Source organism: Gilliamella bombi, from assembly GCF_900103255.1.
GTDB classification, from domain to species: Bacteria; Pseudomonadota; Gammaproteobacteria; order Enterobacterales; family Orbaceae; genus Gilliamella; species Gilliamella bombi.
On the sequence record NZ_FMWS01000037.1, the window covers coordinates 56,551 to 73,544 of the forward strand.

The following is a 16,994-nucleotide window of genomic DNA, read 5'->3' on the forward strand; positions in this document are numbered from 1 at the left end:
AGCTATTTAAAATTATAATTTTCGAGCAAATGATTAAGTAAAAAGGCAACAATCTGCTTTTCAGGCTCGGAAGGTTCAGGGGGCATTTCATTGGATAATTTTGAATGACTTGTAAAATTGATAATTCGTGTTAAATAAACTTGTTTATCGTCAGGCAATAATTCTGACCATTGCGGATAGCCTAAAAAACCAGCGGTTTTTTCATATAAGTTACGTAATAGGGTAAAATGATATTTTTCAATTTTTTGTTCGCGAATGGCTTGTTGTAAAATATCTTTTAAATAAAGATGATAAGAAAAACAGTGATTTGAATCGCCTTTTTTATCTTCTAATGCAAATTTACCGTCCTCAAATCGTCTTAAAATATAACCATTTTTTAAACCTAATTCATTATAAAGCACATTATAAAACAGCGGGTTATGGGTCGTAATAATAAATTTAATATCAGATTCACAGGATTTGATTAATTGGGCAATATCTACCGCCAATTGGATAAGGTGATTTTCGTCCAATGAACTGACGGGATCATCAATAAAAATATAGCGTAAATGGTCAAATTCATTAGTCGAGCGTTCGCTTTTGTCAGTAATATTGCGCTCTGCAATAACTAAGTTAATCAGCGTGAAAAAAAGACTCCAAATTAAATTGTTTTCTTCTCCTTTAGAGATTTTAATATTATCAATACGCTGATCATTATCGCCTGCTAGCGAAAAAGTAATAGCAGAAAAATCCTTATTGAAATGCGGCAGTAATCTTTGATGAGTATAGGATTGAAAGTAACGAACAATATTTTGGTCTTGTCCTTGGTCTTTTAAAATCCAGTCAGTAAATGAGTTAGGTTGAATGATTAATTGATGTTCACCCTCTTGGTGTTTATCATTATCCCAAGCAAATAAATCTTCAGTAAAAGCGTTATAGTAAAGGATTTTGTGCCTTGTTAAGGCTGCATTATTTTCTTTATCGTCTTTATGCTGCGATATAATTAAATTCTTAAATGTTTGAGATAAACGTGTTTTACCCGTACCGTTAAAGGCATAGATTAATTGGGTTTTTTTATCATTTTTATCCAGCTTTTCAGCAATATTCCTTAATGTGGTATTCATCTTTTTATAACTCTATCTTATTATTCTTGCACTTTCGGAAAGTCTAATAACAAATTCCGATAATACTCATATTGTTTTTGACGTAATTCAATTTCACGTGGTAAACCCTCTGTAATGGAATTTGTTAGCGCATCGAATTTGTCTAGGATTTCGACAATACGGGCTTGTTCCTTGAGTGGGGGAATTGGGATTTTAAACTGCTTTACTTTTACATCTGAAATTGAAGGATATGCAGTACCACTTTGGTTTTCATTAACATAATTATTAAATCGTGTAGATGAAATATTGTAGTAAATCCATTTAGGTAGAATATAATTACGATTTGCTCTTAAAACACAATAGCCTGTGCTTGCAATGTTCTCCGAAAACTCTTTCTCTATTAATGTGAATCTTTGCAGTGTTGGACGAGTCGTTGCAAAAATAACATCATTTTCTTCAACAATTTTTTGTGCTCTACTTGGTGCATTTATAGCTGTTATTTCAGTTGTTCCAATAATTGATTTAGTTTCACGACTAACAGAGGTTAAATCAATATATTTGTAAGCACGATCTGTTTCTTTCCATTTTATATTGCTTGTTGGTAAAGTTATATTTTCTAAAGCCTTCCACTCAACTTCATCCTCTTTAAAACTCAATAATTTATCCCGATAATAGTTGTATTGTTTTTTCCGTGTAGTAAGCTCTGCTGTGAGCTCTGCTGTGAGCTCTGCTGTGAGAGCTGTGAATGTGTCCAAAATACAGACTATTGCAGTTTGAACGTGTAGAGTGGGGATAGGGATCTGAAATTGTTCAAGCATTGGTTTTCTGATTGAAATAGAGGTAGCGCCAACACATTTAGTCAAAATATATTGTTTAAATTTATCACACATTAAATAATATAAATATTTTGTATTTAGTTTATTTGAAAATACATGAATTCTGTATGCTCTTTGATGTAATGCATACTTCCCCTCAATATAATGGAAAATATCGCCAATGCCACCTTCTCCTGGAATGACTATTGCGGTTTCATCAAACTGAAATTTTTTTGATTTTAATATGTTTTTGGAACGAACATAAAATGGATATTGTCCATGTTCATCTTCATCCTGTCTATTTGCATTACCTGTTCCAACTTCTGCCACTTCCCCCAGCGTCTTCCACTCAACCTCAACACCTTTTAATAACTCAGTTATATTATTACGCATAATCATCCCTCAATCTCCGCCACAATTGCGTCAATTTGGGATCGTAAGCTATCAATTTTAGCTACGGTATCTTTTATTTCAGCATTAATCTGGGTGATATCAATCACTTCACGGGTATCTTCGGCTTCAACATACGAACTGACTGATAAATTATAGTCATTTTGCGCAATGGTTTGATTATCAACTGATTTAGCAAAATATTCGATATCTTGCTTGCTAGCAAATACTTGCATAATTTCTTGAATATGTTCATCAGTGAGCACATTATTATTGGTCTCTTTTTTAAACAGTTTACTAGCATCAATAAATTGTGTTGTTTTGACGGTTTTATTTTTGGCAAGCACCAAAATATTAACCGCAATCGATGTGCCATAAAATAAGTTTGGTGCGAGCGAGATTACGGTTTCAACAAAATCATTATCCACCAAATATTTGCGAATTTTTTGTTCCGCACCACCTCGATAAAATATCCCCGGAAAGGTAACAATTGCAGCTCGCCCACACTCGGACAGGTAACTTAGTGCATGCATAATAAAGGCAAAATCGGCTTTGGATTTTGGTGCTAGCACGCCAGCAGGTGCATAGCGGTCATCATTGATTAAGGTTGGATCATCACTACCAATCCATTTAATTGAATAAGGTGGATTAGAAACGATTGCATCAAATGGCTTTTCGTCGCCAAATTTTGGATTAAGTAGCGTGTCCCCTAAAGCAATTTCAAATTTATCATAGTTGATATTGTGTAAAAACATATTCATTCGAGCAAGGTTATAGGTAGTATGATTGATTTCTTGACCGAAGAACCCATCCTCAATAATATGTTCGTCAAACTGTTTTTTCGCTTGTAACAATAAAGAGCCTGATCCTGCCGCTGGATCATAGATTTTATTGACCTTTTTTTGATTATGTAAGGCTAATTGCGAGATCAGCTTGGACACATTCGGTGGCGTAAAAAACTCGCCTCCTGATTTACCAGCATTCGAGGCATAATTAGAAATCAAATACTCATAAGCATCGCCAAACAGATCGATTTGATTGTCTGCAAAATCACCAAAATCCAGTTCGGCCACACCATTAAGTACTGCCGCTAACCGTTTGTTTTTATCGGCAACTGTATTACCTAATCGGTTACTGGTAGTATCAAAATCGGCAAATAATCCTTTAATATCGCTTTCTGAAGGGTAACCATTGGCTGAGCTTTCAATCGCATTAAAAATATTTGCCAAGTCAGTATTTAAACTTGGATTGGTATTAGCTTCAGCTACAATTTTACAAAATAATTGGCTAGGATAAATAAAATAGCCTTTGGTTTTTATTGCGTCTTTTTTTATTTCATCGATAATGACATCGTCGGATAATGTGCTGTAATCGATACTCTCATCGCCACCTTCAATATAATTGGCAAAATTCTCACTAATAAAGCGATAAAACAAAGAACCAAGTACATATTGTTTAAAATCCCAACCATCGACAGCTCCACGGACTTCGTCGGCAATTTTCCAAATTTGTCGTTGTAGTTGATCGCGTTGTTGCGTTTCGGTAATTGATTTAGCGTTACTAGATGTCATATTTTTCAAAATTCCTAAATAAAAAATAGGTGCTGCCTAATTAGAAAGTAACTGATTTTTACTTTCATATTAGTCATTTTATAGCTACCTGTTATAGGTGTTATAGCATAGCTGATTTGTTGTTATTTTTCCATCTGGGGTGTTTATTAAAAACTCAGCCAATGGGTATTTTGAACTTTAAGGTTGGGAAATCTTAAAAAATAACAAAGCAACAAAATCTAAAAACAAAACCCTTTTTTTAGCTATATTTTAAAAGTCAATAAAATCAATAAATTAAATTTATCTCTAAAAAAAGGGTTTTTAAAACCTAAATACCTATTTGCCTTTTTACATACTATATTGATAGTATATTAGCTTCTAGTTCACTGCCGTGTAGGCAGTTTAGAAAACCGAGCATCAATCATGACAAAACAATTCAAAAGTTCACTGCCGTGTAGGCAGTTTAGAAAATTCAAAGTCATAATCATAGTACACCAATTCGGTTCACTGCCGTGTAGGCAGTTTAGAAATTTAACTGACACTGTTGACGTTGTTCCCGCTGGTTCACTGCCGTGTAGGCAGTTTAGAAAAGTTGTTTTACCAGTTTTGTTATAGTCATCAAGTTCACTGCCGTGTAGGCAGTTTAGAAACTATCGCTTTTGCTTGGGCATTACACGAAACTGTTCACTGCCGTGTAGGCAGTTTAGAAATGTTTCAGAAAGGTATTCCATCTCTTTTTCAGGTTCACTGCCGTGTAGGCAGTTTAGAAAAGATTGACATGGCATTTTTCCAAGCTGATGAAGTTCACTGCCGTGTAGGCAGTTTAGAAATCAGTTAAACACCAGTAGCTTTTTTCTATTTGGTTCACTGCCGTGTAGGCAGTTTAGAAAGTGGCCGATTATTTAGAATCAAAATGCTCGGAGTTCACTGCCGTGTAGGCAGTTTAGAAAATCAATACAGCGGCTAGAAAAGACTACCAAACGTTCACTGCCGTGTAGGCAGTTTAGAAATATTTGATCTCTGATAGCTGAAAAAGCTTTACGTTCACTGCCGTGTAGGCAGTTTAGAAACTATGATCGGCTGGGTATGTCCATATGTTGCCGTTCACTGCCGTGTAGGCAGTTTAGAAAACCATATGGAGATTTAACTAGTGAACATAATGGTTCACTGCCGTGTAGGCAGTTTAGAAATGCGGCTAAAAAAGCTATTAATGCGCTAGCTCGTTCACTGCCGTGTAGGCAGTTTAGAAAGATGATTTAACTTCTTTTCCTTTTCTTGAGTGGTTCACTGCCGTGTAGGCAGTTTAGAAACAACGTCTAGCGTTCTATCATCAGCCCAATAAGTTCACTGCCGTGTAGGCAGTTTAGAAATCTAATTGTTATTGATGTTACTAAACCTCCAGGTTCACTGCCGTGTAGGCAGTTTAGAAACACCCGGTAAAGAAATTGCCATTCACATTAGCGTTCACTGCCGTGTAGGCAGTTTAGAAAGTTATAATCATCTTCAGCCATTCCGCACATCAGTTCACTGCCGTGTAGGCGGTATTTTGTATAAAAAATAGAAATTTCTGTATAACTGGTTGATTTTAATGAAAATAAAAAATTAAATAAAATCAATACGCTACCTAAACGATTTTATGGGCGTAATACATCCCATAACATGGTAAGGATTATATGTTCATTGGTTGTTAGGTAATTCACTAATTCCTTGGTTTAGAAATTATCACCAATATTCATTATTTCCACAAAAGTTAAGACTTACAAAACCTAACACCGTATTCTAATTAAAAAATTGCATAAAAAACTAGCCAAGTTTTTTTAAAATGGCTATGCTTTAACCTCCTTAAAGGAATAGTTTATTAAACAATCAAATAAATATAAAAATTAAAATAAATCATTAATTTACTTGACGGGTGAACCGTAATGCATTATCATTTTAGACACCAGACACCAGACACCAGCACTGGCAAACCTATGTCTTAAATTTATCAGATAAACACACTAGTTGGATTTTTAACCCCGCCACGTTTATATCTTCAAAGTTATTTTTCAAATTATTATCAAAATTATTCCGAAAAGTTCCGTTAGTATTGGTATTGTTATTATTGTCTTCTTTATGGAATGTACAGGCGAATGGCAAAAAGGTTCGAACGGGTAATCGTAGTGATGCAATAATGCTACAACTGTCGCAGCCAGTTATCAATTATGTAAGACCGAATCTAATTTTGGGTAAAGATAAATACGCAGGCCTAGCTGACATATGGAATCCTAAGAAGGGCTTTTTAGTTCAATCAATCAATCCTGAATCATACAATTTAAATTTCCCGACTACAGGAGCGCATAATTTATATTTTGATTTACTTATAACAGGAATAGATGTGAGAGACTTGACATGGGAACCGGTCACGCATGAGGGAATTACAGCAACAGTGACAAATGATGTAGTTTGTGACAGTTGGATTCCTTATGAGGATTGTAAAGAGTGGGTAGCACGTGTTAAGTTAACAGGTCCAGTGGCAAGATATCGATGGGACAATCCTAAACCTAGTGTAGTTAAGCCAAGATTACCGCAAACGTTTGAGTTAGTGGGTAGAGATATATATGGCGTTGAGGTAGTAAAATATGGATTTGTGTTGAAGCAGTGGTTCATCCATCGGGGTGATAAGAGCTTGTATTATGATATGTTAATATGGTGTCATAATATAGGCTACCATATGCCAAGGGTCAGAGATTTAACCAACGCGGTTAATGTTAACGGAGGTCTTCTTCCTCCTGTTGTAGGTGCTAGCCCATCTTCACCATATAATAATTACATGCGTCATATTGATGCCGGCTTTTTTTCCGAGTGGGGCGTCGTGGACTTCTACAAAGGTGCCGACTTTGGCTTCAACTACCACTTGTCGAGCGAGGATGAAAATGATAAGAATACTTCCTTCATGTACGTTGTGGACTCGGCCTATGGCGATATTAGGACGGGCAGCTCAATGGGCAGCTTTTATGTTGTTTGCGTCTCGGACCTCAGACCTTAGTCCTTATTTCCTAGTCCTTAGGTCGCCGAGGCCAATATTTAGAAATTCCTATTTTGATACTTTAACTATCATAAAATTGTTTACCGCCGTGTAGGCAGTTTAGAAATATATAAAGATATGTCAGGGAGAGTTAGTGCTTCATGAAGTCTTTTTGTATTACAAACGGTTGAATGAATGGCCGTAATACGTTTATTCAAATTGATAATAATTTTCTTTATGATATTAACGCCATATCACTTGTTGTTGATACGGCGTTAATTTTATTTTATGAAAGTTTATTACAGTAGTTTAACTGACTATTTCCTATAACCAACAATTGATTCCTACACATCATATTAGTTGATTGATCATTATTTTGCCATTTTTGGGGTATCTATCTGCTTTACTAATGTAAAATCTATAGCTAATAATTTTTCTAATCGTGCAAGTATCCAATTATAACGATCTTTTAATGCATCTTCATGCCATTGTTGATTAAATGTTTTTTGATTAAAATCATCTAATACTTTTTGAGAAAGGCGAAATGCAGTCGTGTTATTAGTATGATTACCCTGATATACGATCATTTTGACATTGAAAGGATTATTACTAGCATCAATGTTTTTTTTACCGCTTAATAGTGTCAAATTAGCAATACTATGTAACCATCTGTTTTTTACTTCTTCGGTGATATGATTCCATTCTGCAATAGTCTTATATTTTTTAGGTAATATATGTTCAAGGTGCAAATCATTATTAAGTTTTAATAAAATAGGATTAGATTGATCGGTTAGATCATACTCAATTAAAATCAAAAGAGGTTTAATCCATGCTTCTTTATCAACCATATTAGAAGTTAGCTGAGATATCGCTAATTCATAAATCTTTTCGGAATTTAACTTATTTGAAAAGATTGCTTTTAAATAATTGATATGTTTTTTTTCTTTCAGTGCTTTAATGACATTAAAAGAAGTCTGCTTTACTTGGGATAATGTTTTTCCCGCAATCCAATATAAATAATAAAAGCGTCTTAGTTCAAAAACTAATTCATCAAAATCTTTATAATTTGTTGTAATGGCTGTCATTAATATCGCTTTCCAATAATTACTCCATCTCAAATATTGGAATGAATAAATATTTTTATCTTTTGAACAATATATTTTTTCGTAATAATTAATAACAAATTGTTTTAATGAGGCTATGACTTGATTAGGATCTTGATTTTCGAATAAGTTTTGTAGCTCTTCAGTGAATGATTTTTTTTGATTTGAGCCTAATAAATAATGTGCGTAAATAATAAACAAATCATTTAAACTTATATCGTCACATTGTTTAATGAGCTGCTCCATTTCACGCCAATCAGACATAAAACTATCTTCTTTTAATTTTGAAGTGGCTAAATCATCTTTATATTTTTTATAAAGCTTTTCTAATAAAAAACTTTTTATTAAGTCAGCAGAAGTTAAATCTAAACCTCTATTATTGAGCACCTGAAACAATTTAATAGCAAAATCACGACTGGTACAATCGATACGTATAATTTTAACTTGGTAAAACAAGTAATTAATTAACTCTCCAAGTTTATTTTCAGGTAAAGAATTTAATTTCTCTTTAAAAATTAGTGCGGTATTAATAAATTTAAATTTGGGTTCTTGATCATTTTTAATTTGATATTTATATGGAGGCGGCAATATTTTTGTTGCTCCCTCGTTTAAAATATACGCTTCAAAATCAGATTGATGAGAGCTATGAGTGTGTAATCTTAAACGTGAAGCTCGGCTATTAAAGATTATTGCAGAACGGATAATATCAATGTTTACAGAAAGGGGATTTAAATTATCATGTAGATTAAGATTCGGAAAATAATCACGTATAACGCAAAATAGTATCATTAACGTTGTTAATCTTTGTTGTCCATCGACAACATCAATATAAGGGGAATTAGGTTCATCATAAGAATTTGCTGTAATAACAGAGCCAAGAAAGTAATTTGGTACGTCATTTTCATATGATTCTAAAATATCGTCCCATAACTGTTCAACTTGTTCACTTTCCCATTTATAAGGTCTTTGATACTTTGGTATTTTATAAAGATTTTTTGTATCACCAAATAATTCACTAATCGATAAACTACGGGGTTTAAAAGATTCTTCCATATTTATACCTACTTATATTTCTATTTAATTTAATTTGAAAACATTTGATTATTAGTTATTATTCTAGCAATTTACTTGTTTCATATAAATTAATTATCATGATTAATAATATAAATAAAATTTAAAAGGCTTGATATGATGATTAAATCTTAAAAAATAAAAGCAATTATTTTATTGTGGAATTTATCTTACTGATAATAAAAATTTCTAGATAAAACATGAAAAACTAAAGCCTCTTTCGAGGCTTTAGTTTTTATAAATATAGAAAAGTAATTTGTTATTACTTTATCCCAAATTCAGACCGATAAGCTTCAACTTGCGTTACTTGATCTTTTCGAGCTGGATCTTTATAGAGGTACTGGATTAAATCATCAAGCGTAATAATTGAAATTACATTGCAATGATAAGTTTGTTTAATTTCTTGAATTGCTGACAGTTCACCACGACCTTTTTCTTGACGATCTAGACAAATAAGTACGCCAGCAAGTTTAGATTGGTTATCTGCTAATATTTTCATCGATTCACGAATAGCAGTTCCGGCAGTAATAACATCATCGACCAACATAACGCGTTGTTGATAGATCGAACTACCTACTAAATTACCGCCTTCGCCATGATCTTTTGCTTCTTTACGGTTAAAGCAGTAAGGAATGTCAACATTATGATGTTCAGATAGTGCAACAACGGTTGATGAAACAATAGGGATACCTTTATAGGCTGGACCAAAAATGACATCGTACTCTAAATTAGCATCCATCAGTGCGGCTGCATAAAAACGACCTAATAAAGCCAGATCTTTACCTGTATTAAATAATCCTGCATTAAAGAAATAGGGACTTTTGCGTCCCGATTTCAAGGTGAATTCACCAAACTTTAATGCTTGCCTATTTAATGCAAATTCAATAAATTCACTTTTATATGATTTCATCGATCCTCTCCAATTAATCTTTTAAGGCCTGTTTTTGTGCATCAATAATAGTTTTGATGCCATTTTTTGCTAGCTCTAACAGTTTTAATAATTCGTCATGACTAAAAGGTTCGCCTTCAGCAGTGCCTTGCACTTCAATCATACGACCATCGTCAGTCATAACAACATTCATATCGGTTTCAGCGTTTGAATCTTCTATGTATTCTAAGTCACACACTGCTTGGCCATCGACAATACCGACAGAAACAGCAGCAACTAATGATTTAATTGGATTTTGCTTAATTTTACCATCTGCAACCATTTTGTTGATTGCATCATTTAGTGCTACACAAGCACCAGTAATTGACGCAGTTCGGGTACCACCATCTGCTTGAATAACATCGCAATCTAACGTGATAGTATATTCACCTAATAAATTAAGGTCGATCATTGCACGTAGTGAACGAGCAATAAGGCGTTGAATCTCCATAGTGCGACCGGTTTGTTTACCTTTAGCCGCTTCGCGTTGAGTTCGTGAATGGGTTGCACGAGGTAGCATTCCATACTCAGCAGTTACCCAACCTTGGTTTTGACCCTTTAAAAAACGTGGCACACCTTCATCAATAGTGGCATTACAAAGTACTTTAGTTTCACCAAACTCAACTAATACAGAACCTTCTGCATGCTTAGTATAATGACGGGTTATTTTGATAGGGCGGACTTGTTCCGCAGATCGACCTGACGGGCGCATGCAATTCTCCAGATGTTACAATTAAAAAATATCTTTTTTGAGCTAATTATTTAGGGGGACATCAACAAGATAAGGTTGATGTTTAGCCTAAGCTAAGAGCATATTATACAGAATATGTGGTACAATGCCCAGCAAGTTTTTTACAAATTTAGGAAGCAATTATGATTTCCAGTATGACCGCCTATGCCAGAAAGGAGTTAAATCAATCTTGGGGAACCGCCTCATGGGAACTCCGATCAGTTAATCAACGTTATTTAGAAACCTATATCCGCCTACCAGAACAGTTTCGTTCACTTGAACCGATGATACGTGAACGACTCCGTAATCGTCTAACTCGTGGTAAAATCGAATGTAATTTACGTTTTGAATTAGATCCTGCAGCGCAAAATCAAGAACTTTCGTTAAATAAAGATCTTGCTAAGCAAATTTTAAATGCCGCAAACTGGGTTCAAACAGAGCATCAATCAGGACAAGTTAACCCGATTGATGTACTTCGTTGGCCAGGCGTATTGTCGGCAAAAGAACAAAATCTTGACAGCATATCACAAGAAATCCTAGCGTTACTTGATACAGCTATCGACGAGTTTAAAGCTGTTCGAGAACGTGAAGGTAAAGCGCTTAGTGATTTAATTGTTAAACGTTTAGAAGCCATTACCGTAGAAGTGGATAAGATTCGTAATTGGATGCCGCAAATACTTGAATGGCAAAAAGAACGTTTAAAAAGTAAATTGGCTGAAGCTAATATTGAACTGGATCATTCTCGCCTAGAGCAAGAAATAGTGATGGTTGCCCAGCGAATTGATGTTGCCGAAGAGCTTGATCGTCTAATGACACATGTTAAAGAAACTTATTCGATTTTAAAGAAAAACGAAGCCATAGGTCGTCGATTGGATTTTATGATGCAAGAGTTTAATCGAGAAACTAACACTATTGCCTCTAAATCAATTAATGCTGAAGTGACAGCCAGTGCAATTGAATTGAAGGTACTTATAGAACAAATTCGTGAGCAAGTACAAAATATTGAGTAATCACCTATCTAATGAATAAAGTACTTGGTATTTTAGCTGTCATATTAGCATCTGTTTTATGGGGGACAACGGGCACAGCAGCTACATTTGCTCCCTCGCTTTCACCTTTACTTATTGGCTCGTTAGCAATGGGCATTGGTGGCATTTTACAATGTACATTGGCGATATCCAAAATAATCAAAGATCGTCATTTGTTAACCAAACATTTTGGTTTTCTTATTGTTGGTGCCATTGCGGTAATGATTTACCCTTTAGCTTTTTATAGCTCGATGCGGTTGTCTGGCGTGACAATAGGAACGGTGGTCTCTATTGGCTCTGCGCCGATTCTTTCAGCCATTATTGAATATATTAGCAGTGATTTTCGGCTAACTAAACAATGGTTAATGGGAGCTAGCTGTGGTATTTTGGGAATAATTTTACTTGCCTTTTCAGAAAATAACTCCACTACAAATCAATATGATCATATCACTATTGGCATTTTGCTAGGCTTAATCGCTGGATTCACTTATGCCTTGTATTCATGGTCTGCACGGCAATTAATGTTAAAAGGTATCGCAACAAAATCGGCCATGGGCGCGACTTTTGGTTGTGGTGGCATCTTACTCATACCTGTTATGCTACTTACAGGATCTGCATTGTTTGACTCATTAACCAATATGGCCGTTTGCGTTTATATGGCATTGATTCCCATGTTTCTTGGGTATTTATTTTATGGCTATGGTTTATCTAAAATATCAGCCAGCTCAGCTATTACTATTAGCTTGTTAGAACCAGTTATTGCGGCCATATTAGCGATGTTAATTATTGGTGAACAAATGTCATTAGTTGGGTGGTTTGGGGTTATATTGATTTTTATGTGTCTTATTTTTGTGACCTTATCGAGTATTACAAACTTATCGGCTTCGACATAATAAGGCTACAATACGAAATACTGAACGGAATTAATAGACTTTTGTTTTATTGTGATATTACTAAAAATAGTTCAGTAATTTTAGTTTATAATAAATTAAAATATATATTTTAACTTCATTAAGTTTTACTAATAAGCAATATAACGTGAAAAAATTAGTTGCATTATTTTTATTGTTCATATGTTTCTCAAACCCATCTTATGCTCAAAATTTTCGAGATTTGAGTTTTGACGAATTATACAAAAAAGCGGCAGAAGAAAATAATCCAGAAGCACAATTTTATCTTGGCGTTAGGTACCTTTATGGTATTTCTGTCACAAAAGATGCGCAAAAAGCAATAGAGTGGTACGAAAAAGCTGCGGCACAAGGTATTGTATATGCTATGTCTAATATCGCTAGCTTATATTATAAAGGTGAAGTAGTTGATCAAGATTATAGTTTAGCTAAATATTGGCTTGAAAATGCTGCTGAACAGAATGACCATACCGAAGCACAATGGAATATAGGCTGGATGTATTCTAAGGGATATTGTGTTAAAAAAGACATTCAAAAAGCGGAGGAATGGTACAAAAAAGCTTGTAAAAATGGAGTTCAACATCAAATTTGTAACTAAAAATTTTTGGCCACACTACTAATAAAATTTAATTAAATGCAAAGGGGAAAATATCCCCCTTTTCTAATTTTATATTGAAATAATTTTAATTAGTTGTTATGTGGGATCTTGCTTTGAGTGATTTAAAATACCAATAAAGCACAAGGCAAGCTGTACCTGTTGATAACAGATCGGCCGTTGGGGCAGCAGCCCAAACACCATCAAAACCCAAAAATAATGGTAAAATATAAAGTGCTGGTAACAAAATCAAAATTTGCCTTGAAAGACTTAATAAAATCGAAATTTTTGCCATACCAATACATTGGAAAAAGCTAGTGGTAACCATTTGAAAGCCAACAAAAATAAAAGAGAGTGTAGTAAATCGTAATGCAATAGCCGAAAGTTGCACTAAATCTTCCTCGGAACTAAAAGCTCGCACCAACATATCTGGAATAAAAAATCCTAATACAAAACCGAGCGAAGTTACAACCGTTGCTACTTTCACAGCATAAAAGAAAGTCTTTTTAACGCGATCATAATTTTTAGCACCATAATTATAACCAATAATAGGTTGCATACCTTGGTTGATACCAATGACAATCATAATCACTAAAGTAATAAGCCGGTTAGCATTAGAAAAAGCAGCAATTGAATCATCGCCCGACACATTAGCAAGTGGAGCATAACGATTAAGTTGCCAGTTAATAAACACTACAACGATTGATGCCGCCATTTGCATTGAAAAAGGCGATAAACCGATTGATATAACCGATTTTGCAATTGAAAAGTCCAACTTAAAATTACGACGATAAAGCTTAATATTACTATTCTTATTTAAAAAATGTTGCATAACAAACACAAAGCTAATCATCATCGACAACGTTGTTGCCATTGCAGCTCCACGCATCCCCCAGCCTAAACCAATAATAAAAATTGGCGCTAAAATAATATTAGCAATCACACTGACAAACATAGTTACCATGGCTTTAAAAGGGTAACCACTTGCACGCATCATATTGTTGTAGTTAAAAGTGAGGGTTAAAAAGATACTACCAGGTAGAAAAATCTCTAAAAACTCTCTAGCATAAACATGGTTAACAGGGCTAGAACCGACAAAACGTAACACGGGATCAATAAAAATAAGCAGCATTGACAGCGTAAAACCACTCAGTACTGCAGTTAGCATAAACGACGTACCAGCGACTTTTTCGGCCTTGTCGTTTTCACCACGACCTAAAAAAATTGAAATCCGACTGGCCGAACCGATTCCAACTAACATACCAATTGCCGCTGCTAAATTCATCACAGGTAAAATAAGACCAGCAGCACTTAACGCCTCGCGCCCGATCCAATGGCCAATAAAAATGCCATCAATAATATTATAAAGTGTATTAACAATCGTTCCAATCACTGCTGGCAGCGCATATTGCCAAAATAGTGCACTGATTTTTTTATTTTTAAAATCATTATAAACATCAATAGAGTGAGCCATTGCTTTTAATTTTCCGTTGATAAATATTGTAAAGAAGTTTCAGGTAACTATACGTTTCAGTATAAAAAGCATAATCATTATTTTACATTGATAATGATACCCCCAAATTGCTTGTTAGGTATATTAGCAAAATAATAAATTCAGTTTTCGATTTTTACTTATTTCTTAATTTTAATGATTATAACTGATAGCGATTATCTAAACCTTGCTATCGCAACTGCGCTTACGTGTAGTTAAATCTTGTCAAAAAGTTTCAGGTAACTATACGTTTCAGTATAGATTTATGCAATTTAACTGTGCTAGTTTAACAGACTGGCAAATTGTTAATAGCACTTTTTCAGCGCTTTGATAAAATAATGTCCTTAATGATTATAGCGATCCAATAGGAACCTCACCAATGAGCGTACAAATAGAAAAGATCATACTGCATAAATTAATCAGAAAAAGCGACACCGAAATTGAACTACAACTTCGTGACTCAATGCTCGACAACGAGCAAGCGGTTGTTAATCTAATTGAAGATATCAACCGCATCTATAATAACAAAAGCAAAGCCTATGGATTATTTAATAGCGAAAGCTTATTTGAACAATCACTAAAAGAACTACGGCTAGGCAATCAAGATTTTTTACATTTCAGCCAAGAATCAACCAAACAACTACGCAACGAACTTGCCAAATATCCTTTTGCAGAAGGAGGAACGGTGGTGTTTTGCCAATATCGTTATTTGGCGGTTGAATACTTAATTATTGCGGTGTTAAATAGTTGTTTAAGTATGTTAGTTAATGAAGACTTAGATATTAGCGAAACGCAATATCTAGACATTGACCATGCCGATATTATTGCCCGTATAGACATGACCGAATGGGAAACCCAAACCGACTCAAAACGATATTTAACCTTTTTAAAAGGACGAGTAGGGCGAAAAGTATCTGACTTTTTTATGGACTACCTAGGTGCTAATGAAGGATTAGATGCGAAAGCACAAAACAAAACACTGGTTAAAGCGGTAGATGATTACTGCCAAGAAATGCAATTTGACAAACAAGACAAAACCAACGCACGTGAAAGCGTCTACAATTACTGTCAAGCTCAATTACAAGCTGGTGAAGAAATTGAACTAAAAAATCTAGCCAACGAACTACCAACAAGTGACGATAACAACTTTATTGAATTTGTCAAAAATAGTGAATACGATTTAGAAGACACATTCCCCGTTGATCGTAGTGCATTGCGCCAACTTAAAAAATTCTCGGGCAGCGGTGGCGGATTAACCTTAAGCTTCGATTCAAATTTGTTAGGTGAACGTATAAAATGGGATCCACAGACTGACTCACTGGTTATTAAAGGTGTACCGCCTAATTTGCGTGATCAGCTACAACGCAATAGCGGCTCGAACTAATTATCCGCTAATCATAAACTAACAACGTTATTAGGACAAAAAATGAAATACATTGGTGCACATGTAAGCGCAGCAGGTGGGGTAGATAACGCCCCGATAAATGCCTATCAAATTGGCGCAACCGCATTTGCGTTATTTACCAAAAATCAACGACAATGGCACGCCAAACCGCTTGAAACAGCCACCATCGACAGCTTTAAAAAACGCTGCGAAAAATATGGTTTTACCAGCAAACAAATTTTGCCACACGATAGTTACCTTATTAATTTAGGACACCCCGATAGTGAACAGCTTGAAAAATCACGCACTGCTTTTTTAGACGAAATGCAACGTTGTGAACAATTAGGATTAACATTACTCAATTTTCACCCCGGAAGCGATCTAAAACAAATATCGGTTGATGAATGCCTAGCACGCATTGCCGAATCGATAAACATTACGCTCGACAAAACACAAAATGTGGTTGCTGTTATTGAAAATACGGCTGGACAAGGCTCTAACTTAGGCTATAAATTTGAACATCTTGCGCAAATCATTGACCAAGTCGAAGACAAAAGTCGAGTTGGAGTTTGCATTGACACTTGCCACGCTTTTGCCGCTGGTTACGATTTACGTACCGAACAAGCTTGCCAAGAAACTTTTGCTGAGTTCGAAAAAATCGTTGGTTTTCAATACTTAAGAGGTATGCACTTAAACGATGCTAAAAGCGAATTTGCTAGCCATGTCGATCGCCATCACAGTTTAGGCAAAGGCAATATTGGTGAAGTAGCATTTAAATATATTATGCAAGATCCAAGAATTGACGAAATTCCTCTTATCTTAGAAACCATTGATCCTGATATTTGGACGCAAGAAATAAACTGGCTAAAGGAGCAATGTCAATAGTTATTAAAGCGTTACACCTTTTGTTA

13 protein-coding genes and 1 CRISPR repeat array are annotated in these 16,994 nt (G+C 34.8%); of the genes, 6 read left to right on the forward strand and 7 right to left on the reverse strand.

Annotated elements, in window-relative coordinates; all coding sequences use genetic code 11:
- Positions 1 to 2 precede the first annotated feature (2 nt).
- The 3 genes from B9N71_RS07590 to B9N71_RS07600 are packed head-to-tail and all read right to left on the reverse strand — an operon-like array spanning position 3 to position 3,834.
- A complete protein-coding gene (locus B9N71_RS07590) occupies positions 3 to 1,103 on the reverse strand; it encodes an AAA family ATPase (protein WP_085165254.1) in 1,101 nt (366 codons plus the stop codon).
- 20 nt (positions 1,104 to 1,123) lie between these two features.
- Positions 1,124 to 2,296, reverse strand: a complete 1,173-nt coding sequence (locus B9N71_RS07595) for a restriction endonuclease subunit S (RefSeq protein WP_085165256.1) — start codon at positions 2,294 to 2,296, stop codon at positions 1,124 to 1,126.
- Entirely contained in the window at positions 2,293 to 3,834 is a 1,542-nt protein-coding gene (locus B9N71_RS07600) for a type I restriction-modification system subunit M (protein ID WP_085165315.1), read from the reverse strand. The genes B9N71_RS07595 and B9N71_RS07600 overlap by 4 nt, the downstream gene beginning before the upstream one ends.
- Before the next feature lie 384 nt (positions 3,835 to 4,218).
- A CRISPR array of direct repeats spans positions 4,219 to 5,327; the repeat unit is 28 nt; unit sequence GTTCACTGCCGTGTAGGCAGTTTAGAAA.
- A 605-nt stretch (positions 5,328 to 5,932) separates the two neighbouring features.
- Between B9N71_RS07600 and B9N71_RS07605 the strand changes: the two genes are divergently transcribed.
- On the forward strand, positions 5,933 to 6,865 hold the full coding sequence (locus B9N71_RS07605) for a hypothetical protein (protein WP_208610469.1): 933 nt from the start codon (positions 5,933 to 5,935) through the stop codon (positions 6,863 to 6,865).
- Between the two features lie 350 nt (positions 6,866 to 7,215).
- On the opposite strand, the gene B9N71_RS07610 is transcribed toward B9N71_RS07605, so the two are convergent.
- The 3 genes from B9N71_RS07610 to rph all read right to left on the reverse strand — a co-directional run bounded on the left by B9N71_RS07610 (position 7,216) and on the right by rph (position 10,658).
- On the reverse strand, positions 7,216 to 9,000 hold the full coding sequence (locus B9N71_RS07610) for a DUF262 domain-containing protein (protein WP_065589926.1): 1,785 nt from the start codon (positions 8,998 to 9,000) through the stop codon (positions 7,216 to 7,218).
- 280 nt (positions 9,001 to 9,280) lie between these two features.
- A complete protein-coding gene (pyrE, locus tag B9N71_RS07615; RefSeq protein WP_065574840.1) occupies positions 9,281 to 9,928 on the reverse strand; it encodes an orotate phosphoribosyltransferase in 648 nt (215 codons plus the stop codon).
- Between the two features lie 13 nt (positions 9,929 to 9,941).
- Complete coding sequence (gene rph, locus B9N71_RS07620; RefSeq protein WP_065561348.1) at positions 9,942 to 10,658, reverse strand: ribonuclease PH; 717 nt, start codon at positions 10,656 to 10,658, stop codon at positions 9,942 to 9,944.
- A gap of 161 nt (positions 10,659 to 10,819) precedes the next feature.
- Between rph and B9N71_RS07625 the strand changes: the two genes are divergently transcribed.
- The 3 genes from B9N71_RS07625 to B9N71_RS07635 all read left to right on the forward strand — a co-directional run bounded on the left by B9N71_RS07625 (position 10,820) and on the right by B9N71_RS07635 (position 13,210).
- The gene (locus B9N71_RS07625) at positions 10,820 to 11,686 is read left to right on the forward strand and encodes a YicC/YloC family endoribonuclease (protein WP_065589924.1); all 867 of its coding nucleotides are present in this window, start codon (positions 10,820 to 10,822) and stop codon (positions 11,684 to 11,686) included.
- Positions 11,687 to 11,697: 11 nt separating this feature from the next.
- Positions 11,698 to 12,597, forward strand: a complete 900-nt coding sequence (locus tag B9N71_RS07630; RefSeq protein WP_085165261.1) for a DMT family transporter — start codon at positions 11,698 to 11,700, stop codon at positions 12,595 to 12,597.
- Between the two features lie 145 nt (positions 12,598 to 12,742).
- The gene (locus tag B9N71_RS07635) at positions 12,743 to 13,210 is read left to right on the forward strand and encodes a tetratricopeptide repeat protein (protein WP_085165263.1); all 468 of its coding nucleotides are present in this window, start codon (positions 12,743 to 12,745) and stop codon (positions 13,208 to 13,210) included.
- A gap of 85 nt (positions 13,211 to 13,295) precedes the next feature.
- Here the strand turns inward: B9N71_RS07635 and B9N71_RS07640 are convergent, their stop codons facing one another.
- Positions 13,296 to 14,681: an MATE family efflux transporter gene (locus tag B9N71_RS07640; RefSeq protein WP_085165264.1), complete on the reverse strand. Its 1,386-nt coding sequence runs from the start codon at positions 14,679 to 14,681 to the stop codon at positions 13,296 to 13,298.
- A gap of 397 nt (positions 14,682 to 15,078) precedes the next feature.
- Between B9N71_RS07640 and yejK the strand changes: the two genes are divergently transcribed.
- Positions 15,079 to 16,083, forward strand: coding sequence for a nucleoid-associated protein YejK (gene yejK / locus B9N71_RS07645; protein ID WP_085165266.1), 1,005 nt, complete (start codon positions 15,079 to 15,081; stop codon positions 16,081 to 16,083).
- Between the two features lie 42 nt (positions 16,084 to 16,125).
- Complete coding sequence (gene nfo / locus B9N71_RS07650; RefSeq protein ID WP_085165268.1) at positions 16,126 to 16,968, forward strand: deoxyribonuclease IV; 843 nt, start codon at positions 16,126 to 16,128, stop codon at positions 16,966 to 16,968.
- The last annotated feature ends 26 nt before the right edge of the window (positions 16,969 to 16,994 follow it).

What these genes read in the sequence shown, in the direction of transcription:
- B9N71_RS07590 (WP_085165254.1), bottom strand. Translation starts at nt 1,103, where the DNA reads ATGAATACCACATTAAGGAATATTGCTGAAAAGCTGGATAAAAATGAT.
- B9N71_RS07595 (WP_085165256.1), bottom strand. Translation starts at nt 2,296, where the DNA reads ATGATTATGCGTAATAATATAACTGAGTTATTAAAAGGTGTTGAGGTT.
- B9N71_RS07610 (WP_065589926.1), bottom strand. Translation starts at nt 9,000, where the DNA reads ATGGAAGAATCTTTTAAACCCCGTAGTTTATCGATTAGTGAATTATTT.
- pyrE (WP_065574840.1), bottom strand. Translation starts at nt 9,928, where the DNA reads ATGAAATCATATAAAAGTGAATTTATTGAATTTGCATTAAATAGGCAA.
- rph (WP_065561348.1), bottom strand. Translation starts at nt 10,658, where the DNA reads ATGCGCCCGTCAGGTCGATCTGCGGAACAAGTCCGCCCTATCAAAATA.
- B9N71_RS07625 (WP_065589924.1), top strand. Translation starts at nt 10,820, where the DNA reads ATGATTTCCAGTATGACCGCCTATGCCAGAAAGGAGTTAAATCAATCT.
- B9N71_RS07630 (WP_085165261.1), top strand. Translation starts at nt 11,698, where the DNA reads ATGAATAAAGTACTTGGTATTTTAGCTGTCATATTAGCATCTGTTTTA.
- B9N71_RS07640 (WP_085165264.1), bottom strand. Translation starts at nt 14,681, where the DNA reads ATGGCTCACTCTATTGATGTTTATAATGATTTTAAAAATAAAAAAATC.
- yejK (WP_085165266.1), top strand. Translation starts at nt 15,079, where the DNA reads ATGAGCGTACAAATAGAAAAGATCATACTGCATAAATTAATCAGAAAA.
- nfo (WP_085165268.1), top strand. Translation starts at nt 16,126, where the DNA reads ATGAAATACATTGGTGCACATGTAAGCGCAGCAGGTGGGGTAGATAAC.